This is a genomic window from uncultured Chryseobacterium sp., assembly GCF_936933875.1.
In the GTDB taxonomy this organism is placed as follows: Bacteria; Bacteroidota; Bacteroidia; order Flavobacteriales; family Weeksellaceae; genus CAKZIK01.
In genome coordinates this window covers 161,482-176,037 of sequence record NZ_CAKZIK010000022.1, presented here as the reverse complement: position 1 = coordinate 176,037, position 14,556 = coordinate 161,482, and the positions used below count along the sequence as shown (strand labels likewise).

Annotated in this window: 15 protein-coding genes; 7 read left to right on the top strand and 8 right to left on the bottom strand. The window is 35.7% G+C overall.

Annotation, left to right across the window (positions count from 1 at the left end; all coding sequences use genetic code 11):
* Window positions 1–102: 102 nt before the first annotated feature.
* On the top strand, window positions 103–2,790 hold the full coding sequence (locus Q0252_RS03815; protein WP_297983977.1) for a hypothetical protein: 2,688 nt from the start codon (window positions 103–105) through the stop codon (window positions 2,788–2,790).
* Window positions 2,791–2,833: 43 nt separating this feature from the next.
* Here Q0252_RS03815 and Q0252_RS03810 read toward each other — a convergent pair whose 3' ends face one another.
* A complete protein-coding gene (locus tag Q0252_RS03810) occupies window positions 2,834–3,178 on the bottom strand; it encodes a hypothetical protein (protein WP_297983975.1) in 345 nt (114 codons plus the stop codon).
* Between the two features lie 437 nt (window positions 3,179–3,615).
* The gene (locus tag Q0252_RS03805) at window positions 3,616–5,733 is read right to left on the bottom strand and encodes a prolyl oligopeptidase family serine peptidase (RefSeq protein WP_297983973.1); all 2,118 of its coding nucleotides are present in this window, start codon (window positions 5,731–5,733) and stop codon (window positions 3,616–3,618) included.
* Between the two features lie 105 nt (window positions 5,734–5,838).
* Between Q0252_RS03805 and Q0252_RS03800 the strand changes: the two genes are divergently transcribed.
* Together Q0252_RS03800 and Q0252_RS03795 are read left to right on the top strand one after the other, a co-directional pair.
* The gene (locus Q0252_RS03800; protein WP_297983971.1) at window positions 5,839–6,027 is read left to right on the top strand and encodes a hypothetical protein; all 189 of its coding nucleotides are present in this window, start codon (window positions 5,839–5,841) and stop codon (window positions 6,025–6,027) included.
* Between the two features lie 78 nt (window positions 6,028–6,105).
* Entirely contained in the window at window positions 6,106–7,506 is a 1,401-nt protein-coding gene (locus Q0252_RS03795; protein WP_297983969.1) for a T9SS type A sorting domain-containing protein, read from the top strand.
* Window positions 7,507–7,543: 37 nt separating this feature from the next.
* Here the strand turns inward: Q0252_RS03795 and Q0252_RS03790 are convergent, their stop codons facing one another.
* Complete coding sequence (locus tag Q0252_RS03790) at window positions 7,544–8,089, bottom strand: hypothetical protein (RefSeq protein ID WP_297983967.1); 546 nt, start codon at window positions 8,087–8,089, stop codon at window positions 7,544–7,546.
* Window positions 8,090–8,222: 133 nt separating this feature from the next.
* On the opposite strand from Q0252_RS03790, the gene mnmA reads away from it, so the two are divergent.
* The 4 genes from mnmA (at window position 8,223) to Q0252_RS03770 (ending at window position 11,424) form a co-directional block, all read left to right on the top strand.
* Window positions 8,223–9,410 carry a tRNA 2-thiouridine(34) synthase MnmA gene (gene mnmA, locus Q0252_RS03785; protein ID WP_297983966.1) on the top strand — a complete coding sequence of 396 codons (1,188 nt, stop codon included), beginning with the start codon at window positions 8,223–8,225 and terminating at the stop codon, window positions 9,408–9,410.
* A gap of 133 nt (window positions 9,411–9,543) precedes the next feature.
* Window positions 9,544–10,338: a hypothetical protein gene (locus tag Q0252_RS03780; protein ID WP_297983964.1), complete on the top strand. Its 795-nt coding sequence runs from the start codon at window positions 9,544–9,546 to the stop codon at window positions 10,336–10,338.
* On the top strand, window positions 10,328–10,726 hold the full coding sequence (locus tag Q0252_RS03775; RefSeq protein WP_297983962.1) for an HIRAN domain-containing protein: 399 nt from the start codon (window positions 10,328–10,330) through the stop codon (window positions 10,724–10,726). Before Q0252_RS03780 ends, Q0252_RS03775 begins: the two co-directional genes overlap by 11 nt.
* Window positions 10,727–10,890: 164 nt before the next feature.
* Window positions 10,891–11,424, top strand: a complete 534-nt coding sequence (locus tag Q0252_RS03770) for a hypothetical protein (protein WP_297983960.1) — start codon at window positions 10,891–10,893, stop codon at window positions 11,422–11,424.
* Between the two features lie 49 nt (window positions 11,425–11,473).
* Here the strand turns inward: Q0252_RS03770 and Q0252_RS03765 are convergent, their stop codons facing one another.
* From Q0252_RS03765 to Q0252_RS03745, 5 genes are all read right to left on the bottom strand, one after another.
* Window positions 11,474–12,217: a LytTR family DNA-binding domain-containing protein gene (locus tag Q0252_RS03765; protein ID WP_297983958.1), complete on the bottom strand. Its 744-nt coding sequence runs from the start codon at window positions 12,215–12,217 to the stop codon at window positions 11,474–11,476.
* A gap of 115 nt (window positions 12,218–12,332) precedes the next feature.
* Complete coding sequence (locus Q0252_RS03760; protein ID WP_297983956.1) at window positions 12,333–12,623, bottom strand: 2TM domain-containing protein; 291 nt, start codon at window positions 12,621–12,623, stop codon at window positions 12,333–12,335.
* Between the two features lie 5 nt (window positions 12,624–12,628).
* A complete protein-coding gene (locus Q0252_RS03755) occupies window positions 12,629–12,919 on the bottom strand; it encodes a 2TM domain-containing protein (protein WP_297983955.1) in 291 nt (96 codons plus the stop codon).
* Window positions 12,900–13,220, bottom strand: a complete 321-nt coding sequence (locus tag Q0252_RS03750) for a 2TM domain-containing protein (RefSeq protein WP_297983954.1) — start codon at window positions 13,218–13,220, stop codon at window positions 12,900–12,902. Before Q0252_RS03750 ends, Q0252_RS03755 begins: the two co-directional genes overlap by 20 nt.
* On the bottom strand, window positions 13,211–14,539 hold the full coding sequence (locus Q0252_RS03745) for a 2TM domain-containing protein (protein ID WP_297983953.1): 1,329 nt from the start codon (window positions 14,537–14,539) through the stop codon (window positions 13,211–13,213). The genes Q0252_RS03750 and Q0252_RS03745 overlap by 10 nt, the downstream gene beginning before the upstream one ends.
* Window positions 14,540–14,556: the final 17 nt, after the last annotated feature.

Below are 14,556 nucleotides of genomic sequence, written 5' to 3'. Positions count from 1 at the left end.
TTGCTGAATATCAAAACCCCATCAATTCGCAATTCGCTAAAGGTTTTACATAATTTCCATAAACTTCGTTCGCGGCATATTTTTTAGGTTTAACTTAACACTATGAAGAAAAATTACATCAGAACTTTACTCATTGTTTTTGGTATTTTGGTCGCGCTATTTGTGTTGGCCAATTTTGGCGTGAATTTTTGGCTTAAAAACAATCTTCCCAATTACATCAAAAATAACTCCGATTACAAGATTTCCTACAAAACTTTGGATGTAGATTTAGGTACCGGAAACATTCTTTCTACCGGAGTTATTGTCAACAGCAAAAATCCTCAAAATCAGAACGTTATTGGCTTGGATGGAACGGTTGATTCTTTAAAAATCAGTCGGCTTGGAATTTATGATGCGCTTTTTAACAAGAGAATTAATTCTTCTGATTTAATGATGAGCAAACCCAATTTACGTGTGACATTGGCAAAACCCATCGACGACAAAACCGGGAAGAAGCGAAACCCGATGCTTTTCGAAAATATTAGGGTGAAAGACGGAAATATTCGCATTTTCAGGCATACCAAACAAAAGTTTGTCTCGGTTGACAGCCTTAATTTATATGTTGAAAATCTTCAGATGACGGAAGAATCGGTGGAGAAAAAACTTCCTGTCGTTTTTGATAAATACGACATTAATGGAAAAAATTTCTATTTCCGTCCCAACGTTGTTTACGCCATTAAAGCTGAAAACATCACCACCAAAAACGGATTGATGAACATTAAAAATTTTCAGCTCATTCCGTTGCTTTCATTTGCGCACTTCAGCAAATATTATCCACAAAAAGGAAATCTTTTCGATTTTAAAGCGAAGGAAATGGATTTCAAAGATATTGTCCTGAAAAACAATAAAGTCTCTCTTTCGAACGTCCGTTTTGAAAATCCTGATGTGAAAATGTATTCAAGTCCGAAAACGCAGCAAAAGCAGAAAGATTTCACCTATGAAATCAATTTGGACGATGTAAAAATGAACAACGCTAAAGTTCAAATCTTGAAACCCAACGGCAACAAAATCTTCACCGCAGGAAATCTGAATCTCGATGTTCAGAAGCTGAAAATGGATGAAGAAACTGCGAAAGGCAACATTCCTTTTGCTTACGAAAAATTCTTAATCGGCGGAAAAGATTTAAACTATATCACACAAAATCAGGATGTTAAAATCAATACCCTTGCTGTAAATCCGAAAAGTGTCGAAGCGAGAGATATTTTTGTGAAACCTTTGGTTGAGTTTTCCAAAAAACCGCTGCTTGATGTAAGTTTGAAGCACATTTACGCCACTGTAAATTCGTGGAAGCTTGAAAACAACAAACTTAGTCTTGATGTTCAGAACGTGATTTTGGACGCGATGAACGGAAAATTTACCGCTCCTGAAAATGAGGAACGTAAAAAGATGTCTTTCAGCAAATTAATGCTTCCGTTAAAAGTGAAAAACATTACGCTGAAAAATTCAAACTTATTTGTTGATAGACCGGATCAGCCACTGTATTTCAATAATTTGTACGCCAATGTGCAAAACCTCGAAATTAACAGCGAAACGGTGAAGAAAAGTATTCCGCTGAAAATAGGAACTTATACATTAACAACGAAAAATTTCAGCTACGCTACCAGATTTTATACACTTTCGGCGGGACTCATCAAGTTTCAGAAAGATAATTTCCTCATCAATAATTTCACGATGAAGCCGAAATATTCACGCAGTCAGTTCATACGCATGATTCCCGCAGAAAAAGATTTGTATGATATTAAAGTCAACCAAATTTCCGGAAAAGGTGTTTGGGATTTGGAGTCGCAGAAGAAATATATTTCGGTTTCCAATATTTTAATCAACGGTGCTGATGCAAATATTTTCCGAAGTAAAGTTCCGCGAGATGATAACTCCATAAAACCAATGTATTCCGAACTTTTGAGGAAAATTAAATTTCCCGTGACGGTGGGAAATCTTGATATTAAAAACTCCCAATTAGTTTATGAAGAAGATACCAAACAAAGCGAAGGCCCCGGAAAACTGATATTCGGAAACTTCAATATGAACGTTAAGAACCTCAACTCCAATAAATCTCCCGGCAAACCAACCAACATTCCGATTACCATTAACTGTGCTTTCATGAACAAATCGCCGATGAATGTGAAGTGGAATTTTGATACTGCAAATATGAGCGATGCATTTACGATTGCGGGAAATATTTCGGATTTGCCGGCTGCAGGAATTAATCCTTTTATTGAACCTTACCTGAAAATTCGGGCGACAGGAACTATTCAGGATTTGGTTTTCAACTTTAAAGGAAATAAATCTGGTTTAAACGGCTCTCTGAATATGCGTCACAAAGATTTGAGGGTTTCCATTCTCAAAAAAGAAACCGGCGAAAAAAACAAACTGCTTTCTGCTTTGGCAAATATGGTAGTGAAAAGTAACTCTGGCAGGTTTCCGGAAAGTGTTGTGGTGGACAATGTAAAGCGTGATCCCACAAAATCTTTCTTCAATCTTTTCTGGCAGGGAATTCAGGAAGGTTTGAAGAAAACTTTAATTGGTAAAAATGTTGAAAAAACAGAAGCTTCCGTGAAAAACACCGTCGGAAATACCAAAACCGCATTAGAAACTAACAAACAGCAAATGCAGCAGGTAAAACAGGATGTGAAAACAGCAGTGAAAAATACTAAGGAAAAAATTAAAGGTGCTGCAAAAGAAGAAGCCGCACCGGAAAAGCAAGGCTTATTTAAAAGGGTGTTCAAGAAAAAAGAAAAAGCGGAAGAGTAAACTTTTCCGCTTCTTTATTCTTCCAGTTTAAAGAAAAAATATTTTATTCAAATTGATATTCTTCCGATTCTTCAACTGGAATATCGCGCATAAAATCATCAAATTTTTCTCCGGGATAATTGCTATCTGCACCGTAGGAATCGATAATCATTCCTTTATTTCCATCTTGGTCTTCTGCAACATAAAGCACTGCATTGTCATCGGGATTGCTGTCACCCTCGAAACGGTAAGTTCTTTTTATTGTTAAATCTGAAGGTTGATAAACTTTATCCGAATCCTGCAGTTTCATCTCGCAGTCTTCGTTCATCCTGAATTCTTTTATAATTCTTTTACCGGCTAACTTCTGCATGACCTGGCTTAATGTAAGCATTGGTTTTGGTGCGCTCATAATATTTTGTGTTTAGTAATTTAGTAAAGTCCAACAAATACTGTGCAACTTTTGCTTAAATTTAAGGAATCAGAGACTTTAACAAATTTTAACGCGTTGTATTTTAATCGAATGCTACAGGATATTTTATTTAACAAAAAACAGGAATTTCTCTAATTTGGAAGGTTGTCAGAGTAGGGCCGTAAAAATTTCAAACCTTTTTTATTTTTTCACGTTTAAAATGAAGTATATCGCGCTGGAATTTATGCGGAGCTTATGTAATAAAGAATCGCTTTTTCGGGCGGCGGCAAAGCCGCCGCCCGAAAAAGCTCCAACATGCCATGCAATCGGTGTGACAAGATTCAATAAAAAAATTGACAGTGGTTAAATAAAAGTTCAGACACAAAAACCTTTTCAGCGTTTTAAACGCTGAAAGAGTTCATAAAGTTTAAGCAAAATTATTTCTTCAAACTTCTAATGCCCATTTCATAAAGAGCAAAACTCAAAAGGTCTGTATTTTCACCAATAACCTGGTCTGTACTTCTACCTGCACCGTGTCCTGCATTGGTTTCAATTCTAATTAAAACCGGATTTGCACAGCTTTGTTTTTCCTGCAATTCTGCACCAAATTTAAATGAATGCGCCGGAACAACCCTATCATCATGATCACTCGTAATCACCATGGTTGAAGGATAACATGTTCCTGATTTCACATTATGAACAGGTGAATAAGATTTTAGATAATCGAACATGGCTTTGTTGTCTTCTGCTGTTCCATAATCATAAGCCCAACCAGCTCCGGCGGTAAATTTATTGTAGCGAAGCATATCCAAAACACCAACTCCAGGGAAAGCAACTTTTGCCAAATCAGGACGCATCGTCATAGTTGCTCCTACCAAAAGTCCACCGTTTGAGCGGCCGGAAAGCGCCATTTTATCTTTGGAAGTATAACCTTTGTTCTGCAAATATTCTCCGGCTGCAATAAAATCGTTGAAGACATTTTTCTTCTGCATCTTTGTTCCTGCATCATGCCATTTTTTTCCATATTCTCCACCTCCACGAATATTTGGAACCGCGTAAATTCCACCGTTTTCCATCCAAATTGCATTTACAACAGAGAAAGCCGGCTGCAAAGAGATGTTGAAACCTCCGTAAGAATACAAAATCGTTGGATTTTTTCCGTCGAGTTTGATACCTTTTTTGTAATTAATCATCATTGGAACTTTGGTTCCGTCTTTTGAAGTGTAGAACACCTGCTCCGAAACATAATCTTCCGGATTGAATTTTACATTCGGTTTTTGATAAACTTCAGATTTTCCGGTATCTGCATTAAATTTATAAATTGTTCCCGGCGTAATATAATTCGTGAAAGAGAAATATTGGTCTTTCTGTTCTTCTTTTCCGCCAAACCCTGAAACAGTTCCAATTCCCGGAAGTGAAATCTCACGAACCAATTTTCCGTTGAAATCGTACTGTTTCACATAAGAAACTGCATCTTTCATGTATTTTGCAAAAATGTAACCTCCTCCTGTAGAAGTTGTTAACACATTTTCGGTTTCAGGAATGACGTCTTTCCAAACTGATGGATTATTGATGTTGAATTTCTGAACTTTCATGTTCGGCGCATTTTTGTCCGTCAAAACAAAAATTTCATCGCCTTTGGTTTCAATAACATCAGTATTGTAATCATAACCTTTTTGGATGGCTACAAAATCGGAATTCGGCTTCTTTAAATCTTTAATATAGAGCTCGTTTCCGCTGGTGGCGTTGGCTCCACTCAAAATCAAATATCTTTCATCATCAGAAACACCAACTCCCATATAACGTCTCTTGAAGTTTTCGCCACCAATAATTAATTTATCGTAAGTTTGCTTTGTTCCTAGTTTATGGAAATACACTTTATGAGTATCCGTCATTCCGGAAAGTTGGCTTCCTTCTTTAGGTTGGTCATAAGAAGAATAATAAAATCCTTCGTCACCTAACCATGAAACTCCTGAAAATTTCGAAACAATCGGCTCATCCAAAATCTTTTTGGAAACCGCATCCATAATGATGATTTTGTTCCAGTCCGAACCGCCTTCAGAAATTTGATATCCAACCAAATTTCCCTTTTTGTTAAAAGAAACTCCTGAAAGAGAAGTTGTTCCCTTTTCAGAAAATTTGTTTGGATCAAGAAAAACTTCTGTGTTTCCGCTTTTATCTGTTCTGTATAAAACCGATTGCGCCTGAAGTCCATTATTTTTGTAGAAATAAGTGTAATCTCCTTCCTTAAACGGCGCAGAGATTTTTTCATAGTTCCAGATGTCTTTCAACTGACTTCTGATTTCCTGGCGGAAAGGAATCTTCGCCAAATAATCACTGGTAAAAGCTACTTCACGTTGCACCCATTCTTTGGTATCTTCGGCTCTGTCGTCTTCTAACCAACGGTAAGGATCAGAAACTTTTGTCCCAAAATATTCGTCCGTGTGTTCTACTTTTTTAGTTTCAGGATACTTCAATTTTGAAGTTGTTTTTTGTGAATTACATGAGGCAAGAAAAAAAACTCCTGCCGATAAAGCTATTGCGCTAATTTTCATATAAAGTTGATTTTTTCAAATGTAAAGAAAATTTAACAATTTTTTAAATCATAAGAGGTGCAGAAAGGAACATATTTTGCAATAAAAAAAATCTAAATTAAGAATATGAAAAAGGAACAAGGAATATTAATTGCAAGTACCGTCGGTCTTTTGGCCGCCTTCGGAGTTTTTGCCTTGAGAAAATTTCTGAGCAACAAAAATTACCACGCATATTACGCCGATTATCACCGTCATTTCGTTAATAAGCACGATAACGATGACTATCACGGAATTGAGTACCTTGCATTGAGATAAAAACAGAGCCCCGAAAATTAGGGGCTTTTATTTGGCTGGTTTTGATGGTTTTCTTAACTTTATGGAAACACAAAAACCATGAAGAAAATTTATTTTTTCTGCACCTTTCTATGGTGCGGGTTAATTTTTCCGCAGATTTCATTTCAAAAAGATTCTGGTTTTGGAAATCAGGGGAGCTTTTCCACCAGTTTCCCAACAGAAAATGTTTTGGATTTTAAATCGAATCTTATTGTTTTAGCGGATTTTTCACTTTTACAAACAGTTTGTTTTTCGGAAGGAAGTTATTTAATTAAACTAAAACCAGACGGAAATCCCGACCTTAATTTCGCTGAAAACGGTGTTTTAAATCTTGAAAGTAACAATTACATCAATGCGGTTCTTCAAGGTGAAAAAATCATTGTTTATTCCGGTCCAAAATTTCCAGATTTTGCAGATTATGCCGATTCTAAAATTGTGCGTTATAACAAAAACGGTACGTTAGATACTTCTTTTGCAAGCAACGGAGTTCTTGACATTGTTACAGAAAGTACACACTGTCAATCTTTAAGCGTTCTTGTTTTAAATGACAAATCTTTTATTGTAGATTCCGGCTCTTCTTATGGTTTGAAAAAATTTACTGAAAACGGACAACCCATTTTAAATTTTGGAAACAGCGGAGAACTCAATTATGCTTATCATTTTCCTTTAGGCATATTTCCCAACGGAAAAATTGTGACTTATAACCTTAATTCTACCTCTTCAGAGTTTTCTTTTTTTGATTTGAATAATCCATCAAATTCGAAATTACTCGATTTTAAAATGGAAAGTTGTGGACAAAATAGCGGCTCTTCATCCCAATTTTATGTAAATTCTGCAAGGATTTTAAATGATGGAACTATTTTTTCGACTATTCAGTTTCCTTACACCAATAATCTTGCTGAAAGAAGCAGATTGGTGGTTTCCAACTACGAGGTTGTCAACCAAAATTTTAATGGAAAAGGTTATTTAAATGCGCCTTCAGAAGAACTGTTTCTGGACGCAGGATTTTTAGCTAACAGCTATATTGTTTTAACCGAAAAAAAAGATGCTAAAAAATTATATGCAGTTTCAAAAGCAGGAAAGTATCTTTCTATCAACAACATAGATTCATTTTCCTTGCAATCCGGAAACGAAATTGAAACTTCCGGTTCTTCAGTTTTTGTGAGTTCTGTTTTTGCCACAGATGGAAGAATCAATCTAAAAATAGAGAAACTGAATGTAAAAAATTCAAATGAAGCGGTTTCACAGAAGAAGGTTGCGGTTAATAATCCTTTTTCGGATGAAATAAACATTAAATCTGATGACTTTGCACAGGCCGAAATTTTCGAGATTTCAGGGAAGAGACTGATCTCTTCGCAACTTCAAAACATCAACACCGCTTATCTTCCGAAGGGTAATTATTTGCTGAAAGTCTCTTTGAAAAACGGCTCTTCAGTTTGCAAGAAAATAATGAAACTATAAATAAAAAATCTTCCAATATTTGGAAGGTTTTATTTTTTTAAAGCCCGTAAACAATCCCAATATTGGGGATAAATCCACCACTGAAAACAGATTTGTCTTTTTTGTAAAGTACATTGTACATTCCTCCAATCTGCATATAAACGCGGTCCCCCAATTTCTGCATATAACCTCCTCCCAAATAAAGTGCAGCTTCGTCGGTAGAATATTTTATATCATTAATTTTGTCTTTCTGATTCACGAAATATTCCTGAAACATTCCGCTTAAGAAAAAGTTTCTTGCAAAATAATAATTGGCAAAAGGTCCAACTCCAATCATTGTTGATGAGTAATATTTTGAATTGCTCCAGGTAAGATTAGTAGCCAAACCGGTTTCGAAATTTTCGGTTACTTTATAACCAACTCTTGGTGAAATGTAAAGCGTTGTTCCGCCTCCATTTCCGAAAGCTCCACCCAAACCTGCATAACCTCCGAAAGTCCATTTCGAATTTTCTCCGCCGATTTGTGTGCCTGGAAATCGGGTTCCGATTTGTGCATTCACTGCGAAACAAATTGATATTAAAGCCAGTAGAAATAATTTTTTCATTTGTTGTGTCTTAAAATTTTAAGATTTTTCTATGAGCCAAATTTATACCATTTATTTCATAAAGAATAAGTTCCTGCTGAAAATTGTAAATTTGCAGCGCAAAACTTTCCCTTGACGAAAGCGTAGCGTTTTTATGAAAATAGTAGTAGGTTTATCCGGAGGTGTCGATTCCTCCGTGGCTGCGTATCTTTTGCAGCAGCAAGGGCATGAAGTTGTCGGACTTTTTATGAGAAACTGGAACGATGCTTCCGTTACCCTCGAAGATGAATGTCCTTGGGTTGAAGACAGTAACGATGCATTAATGGTGGCTCAAAAACTTGGAATTCCTTTCCAGGTGATTGATATGAGTGATTTGTATAAAGAACGTATAGTTGATTACATGTTTGCCGAATACGAAAAAGGCAGAACTCCAAATCCCGATGTTTTGTGTAACCGCGAAGTTAAATTCGATGTTTTTTTAGAAACTGCACTTTCTTTGGGAGCAGATAAAGTGGCAACCGGACATTACGCTCGTTTGGATTCTTTCACAGATGAAAACGGAACAGAGACCTTTCAACTTTTAGCCGGAAAAGACAATAATAAAGATCAGTCATACTTTTTGTGTCAGCTGAATCAAAAACAATTGTCGAAAGCATTATTTCCGATTGGTGAATTGACAAAACCTGAAGTCCGTGAAGTAGCCAGAGAAATGGGATTGGTTACGGCGGATAAAAAAGATTCGCAAGGTTTGTGCTTTATCGGTAAAGTAAGTTTACCACAATTTCTTCAACAGCAATTGGTTCCAAAAGAAGGAGAAATTGTCGAAATTTTTAATGATTTTGTTGAATTTTCTAAAGAAAAACCTCAATTTTCATCAAAATTGGAGGAATTACAATTTCTTTCAAATAAGATAAAATACCACAAATCCGACGGAAAAGTCATCGGAAAACATCAGGGAGCACAATTCTACACCATTGGTCAAAGCAAAGGTTTGGGAATTGGCGGACATAAAGAATCGTGTTTCATCGTTTCTCGCGACATGGAAAACAATATTCTTTTTGTTGGTGAAGGAAAAAATTTCCCGGGACTTTACCGTAAAGCTTTAAAAATAGAAAATTCTGAAGTTCATTGGGTTCGCGAAGATTTACGTTTGAAAACCGGCGAATCTATGAATGTTCAGGCGAGAATCCGTTACAGACAGCCTTTGGAAGAAGCAACTTTGTATCAATATGAGGAAGGTTTCTTTATTGAATTTGAAAATCCACAGAGCGCTATTGCAGAAGGACAGTTTGCAGCTTGGTATGATGGAGAAGAACTTTTGGGAAGCGGGGTGATTTCTTGAAGCACGAAGCACGAAGATTGAAGTCGGAAGTTTAAAATTCAACGTAATGAAGTTTGCCACGAATGCACGAATTTTTAAATACTATTTGTTTGTTCGGGGCAAATTTTATGATTTTTTTCTTTATTTTTAAACAATGGAAAAACCTGAACTTCTTGACGCCTTGGCAAAACTAAAAGCCGGATACATTTCAATTCTGAATGATTTGGAAGTAATGAAAAACTGGGGGAAAGTTCAGCTGGAAGCTCTTTATGCCACAAAAATTGGAAAATTTGAAATCGAACTTTTAGAACTGAAAATTGAACTTAAAGCATTAAAAAAGAAAATTCAGCTTGCTCATCAAGAAATAAATTTGGGAAAATATCCAAATTTTGAAGAAATTGATGAACGGGTTAATGAAATGACTAAAGAAGCTTATCGCGAAATTGTTGAGGAAAAAGACAAGCTTGCATTTGGAAAAGCTGTTCTGAGTAATTTAGGTTCCCCGGAAGATTCTATGGAATTGAGGAAAATTTATAGAAATATTGCTAAAAAACTTCATCCAGATATCAATCCCCATCTTTCGAAACAGCAAAAAGAAATTTGGCAACTTTTCCAAAATGCTTACAAAAATGGGGATCTGGACAAAATGAAAGCGTTGGAAATTGTTTATCAGGATGATTTAAAAAATACCGAAAATAATACTGATGAGCTTTCAATTGAAAATATTTTACTTCAAACGGCAATGCTCACACAAGGAATAAAAGAATTGGAAGAGCAAAAAAAACTATTAGAGTCTGAATTTCCTTTTAAAATTGCCGAAGAGATTCGTGATGAAGAATGGGTTAAAGAACAACAAGACCGATTGCAAAGAGAAATTGATGAATTTAAACTTGCAATAAGCGAAAAGAATGAAATTTACGAGCTCCTAAAAGAAACCTATGGAAACTGAAAATAATTTCGGAATAAGTAAATCCGACCCGAACCTTCTTAAAGCGCTTCACCAAGGTACAATTTCTTTTAAGGCTTTTGAGGAAGATATTTTAGCTTTAGAATCCATTATTGCCGGAACTTCTTACCTCAATCTGAAAGAAATTGAAAAAGAAATTATCATTAAAGAATCTGAACTTTCGCTAAAAAGAGAGCCTGATAACGAATTTGATAAATACGCAGTTCTTGTTTTTTTTAAAGAACAAAAAATAGGCTATCTTCCGAAATCAAAAAACCAAACTATCGCAAGATTAATGGATGCCGGTAAACAGTTCTATGCAAAAGCACATAATAAAGAGTGGGAAGGAAACTGGCTCCGCATTGATTTGGAAGTTTACCTAAAAGATTAATTTTTACAAAGTTTTTCTTTTTATTAATCCTTTTTTTTTTAACACTATTCAGCGACACTTTTTTCGTGTTTACCTCATCTTTCTGAATTTTTAGATTTTGGGCAAAGTTCTTGTGAATCTCAAAGTGTTTAACAAGAATATTTAATCAATTAAAATTTAAAACAATGAAATCAAAGATTCGCGAGTTCCTTAATGGAAACTTACAAAACACGAGCAAAAAGTTATTTTTAACAGCAAGTCTATTTTTAGCAATGGCAGTTTCTGCACAACAAACTCAACAAAGAGAACAGCACAGACAGAAACCAACTGCAGAACAACAAATGAAAGCCTTTGATGAATTGGGCGTAAACGCAAAACAGAAAGCGCAACTTCAGCAACTTTTCAAGGAAAGAGAAGCGCAAATGGAGAAAAACAGACCTCAGTTTTCTCAAAACGGTACAAAAGCGCCAGGCGGAAATTTTGAAAAAGGCGGACTAAGACCGGAACTGACTTCTTCTCAAAAATCCAAAATGGACAAAGACAGAGCGCAGTTTGATGCTAAACTTCAGAAAATTTTGACGAAAGACCAATATGCCAAATTCAAAGCCAATCACGACAAACACAGAGGTGACAAGTTTGGAAAAGGCCAAAAAGATGGCGACAAGAAATTCAGAGGTGAAAAATCTGGAATCCAACAGAAATTCGAAAAGAAAGGATAGTTTTTTTAATTCTTATAGTGTGTGAAACTTCGGAGTAATCCGGAGTTTTTTATTTTTCCAGCCATTCTTTAAAATCCTTCACTCTTTCACGACTTACTGTAATTTCTTCATTCGGTTGAAACTGCATATCTACCTTGAAAATGGGCGAAGTGTGAATGTTTTTGATGAAATTTAAATTGATGATAAACTGTCGGTTCGTTCTGAAAAATTTGTTCAAATCCAAAACATTTTCTAATTCATCTAAAGTGAAGTCTGTAGGAAAAGTTCGCTCTGCAGTTTGGGCATACACGATTTTGTTTTCAGAATAAAAACAGGAAACCTCATCAATCTGAATAATTTTTAAATTGTAACCGATTTTCGAAACAATCCGCGATAATTTTGGTGTTTCTTCTTTGATTAACTTTTTGAAATTCAGTTCATTATAATGCTGTTCTTGCGGAACGAACGATTTGAATTTTTCCAAAGCATTTTTCAAATCTTCTTCCATAATAGGTTTCAGAAGATAATCGATGGAATTCAGTTTGAACGCTTTTAAGGTATAATTATCGAAAGCTGTTGTGTAGATAATAAAACTTTTGGTAGTAACTTTTTCAAAAATATCGAAAGACAAACCATCACCTAAAACAATGTCGGAAAATATCAAATGAGGATGTTCGTTATTTTCAAAAAATTCAACGCCTTCTTCCACAGAATTTACTATTGCAACTAATTCTAAATCAGGAAATAAACCCAACATTCTTTCCAGTTTTCTTGCTGCGGGTTTTTCGTCTTCGATGATGATGGTTCGGATCATTTGGTTGTTGGTTGTCAGTTGTTGGTTGTCAGTTGTTGGTTGTCGGTTAATGGTTGTCGGTTATCGGTTTTTTCTTGGCTCTTGGCTCTTTACTCTTGGCTCTCGATTCTCGGCCCTATTTTCTATTCTTATCCATAATTTCACGGATTTTTCTTTCTTCCCAATCGTTTCCGAACAGAAATCCCGGAAGGAAAACGGAAAGTCCGTGAATGGCAAGACCGACTCCCCACATTCCCATTCCCCAGAAATTGCCTGATTCATATTCTCCATTTTTGAGAAATTTAGCAACAATTAAGAAAAGATTGACCAAAATATATACGGTAAAATGAATGTAAAACCCTTTAATTTGTTTCACGCGTTTTTTAGCCTGCAAATATTTGATGTCGTCTTTGTTATTCGTTTCCATAATAATTAATTTTTATTTTCTTTATTCATCAAATCTGAAATCTTTCTGTTTTCCCAGTTTCGAAAATACGGAACGTACAAGTAAATTCCGTATACAATCAGAAAGATTCCCTGTAAAATAATCCAAAAATGGGTGTACTCTGTTCTAAAGTGAAGCCATTTTTCCACAACATTTGTCAACTGTAAAAGAGCGACAATTCCTAAGTAAGCCAGAACAAAAAGCCAGAAATTTCTAATTTCTTCCACTCTTTTTTTGGCTTTTGCATATCTGATTTTATTAGCGGTGTTTGTTTCCATTTTCCTGATTTTTTTTCATGATCTGATTAATTTTTCTTTCCTCCCAGTTTCTGAAATAAGGAACATACATGTAAATTCCCAATCCCGCGAGAAATATGGCCCATGTTGAAACCATCCAAACCTGATACGATTTTCCAAGATCGAAAATATTTCCGCTGTAGTCGCGGTAAATTAAAAGTCCGCCAACAAGAAAAAATCCTAAAACCATCGCCCAGTAAATTTTGAGGCCTTTTACTCTTTTTTTAGCCTTAATGTAGGCTAGTGTTTCGTTTTGAGTTGAATTTTCCATGATTATTTCCATTTTCTTTCGTTAGTTTCTTCTCTTTGCATGTATTTTCTGATTTGCTTTTCTTCCCAGTCTCTTCCGATTCCAAAAACCTGAATTGCATGGGCGACAACTCCAATCCCCCAACCGAACATTGGCCAAAACGCCCACCAATATTTTGGAGATGTCATATAGTTCACGAAGAACAAAAACGGGATAAAAATGCAGTAGGAAATTAGATTTCCGTAGAATCCCTTCAGTTCTTCCACTCTTTTTGCTGCTTTTTCGTAGGCCTTTATTTCCTGGTTATTTTGTGTGTTCATTGCTGTAATTTTTTGTGATAAAATAGGCACTTTTACTTTAAAATGCTGTTCTGATTTTTCGATGTAGACATTTCTGTCGGTAATCAGCGAGTAACGCTGAACAATATTTGAAAGTCCGATGCCTTCTCTTTCTTTCACAATTTCCCTTTGCTGAAGATTATTTTCGATGCAGAGAAATCCGTTTTCAGAAAAAATTCTGATGTTTAACGGTTTTGAAGAAGTGGCGTAATTGTGCTTAATTGCGTTTTCCAACAGTAGCTGCAGAGAAAGAGGAACAACAAACATGGACTGCACTTTTTCTTCCACTTCAAACTTAAAATTCACGCTGTCTTCAAATCTGGTTTTCAATAATTCGCAATAGGTTTTGGCAAAATCTATCTCTTCTTCAACGGTAACGAGTTCTTTATCCTTTTCATCCAAAACGTATCTGTAAATCTTTGACATTGAGGAAGTAAACCTTTGCGCCTGATCAGGGTTTTCATCAATTAAAGCGCTTAAAACGTTCAAAGAGTTAAACAGAAAATGCGGGTCGAGTTGATTTTTTAATGTTTCAAACTGCGCGTTGGCTGATTTGGCGATAATTTTCTGTTCTACCACTTCGCTTCTTGCAGATTTCTTCCATTCTTCAATGAAACCTTTGGCGTGAAGAACTGCCGAAACCAAAAGAGAAATATTAATGGTTATCCAATTGAAAAATCCCATACTTCCGCTAAAAAATTCTGCGGGATTGTTTTTCTGAACGACGATGAAATTGATGTAATTGCACGCCAAAACCACAACAACGTTCACCAAAAGCGTTCCTACAATACCGAGGATTGCTCTTGTTCTGGTTTGATCTACCCAGGAAAATCTTTTGGAAAGAAAATCGTTCACAAACCCGTTTCCGAGACCGATTACTAACGAGTACATTAATGCGATTCCGAAAGTGAGCAGTGCATTCATTACCGTTTTCTGCGTCGTAAAAAATACGAAGATGATGATGCTGATAAAAAATGCAACCCAGATGAGTGTTGTGAGAGATTTGCGTGTCATGGCTTGAAATACTGTTT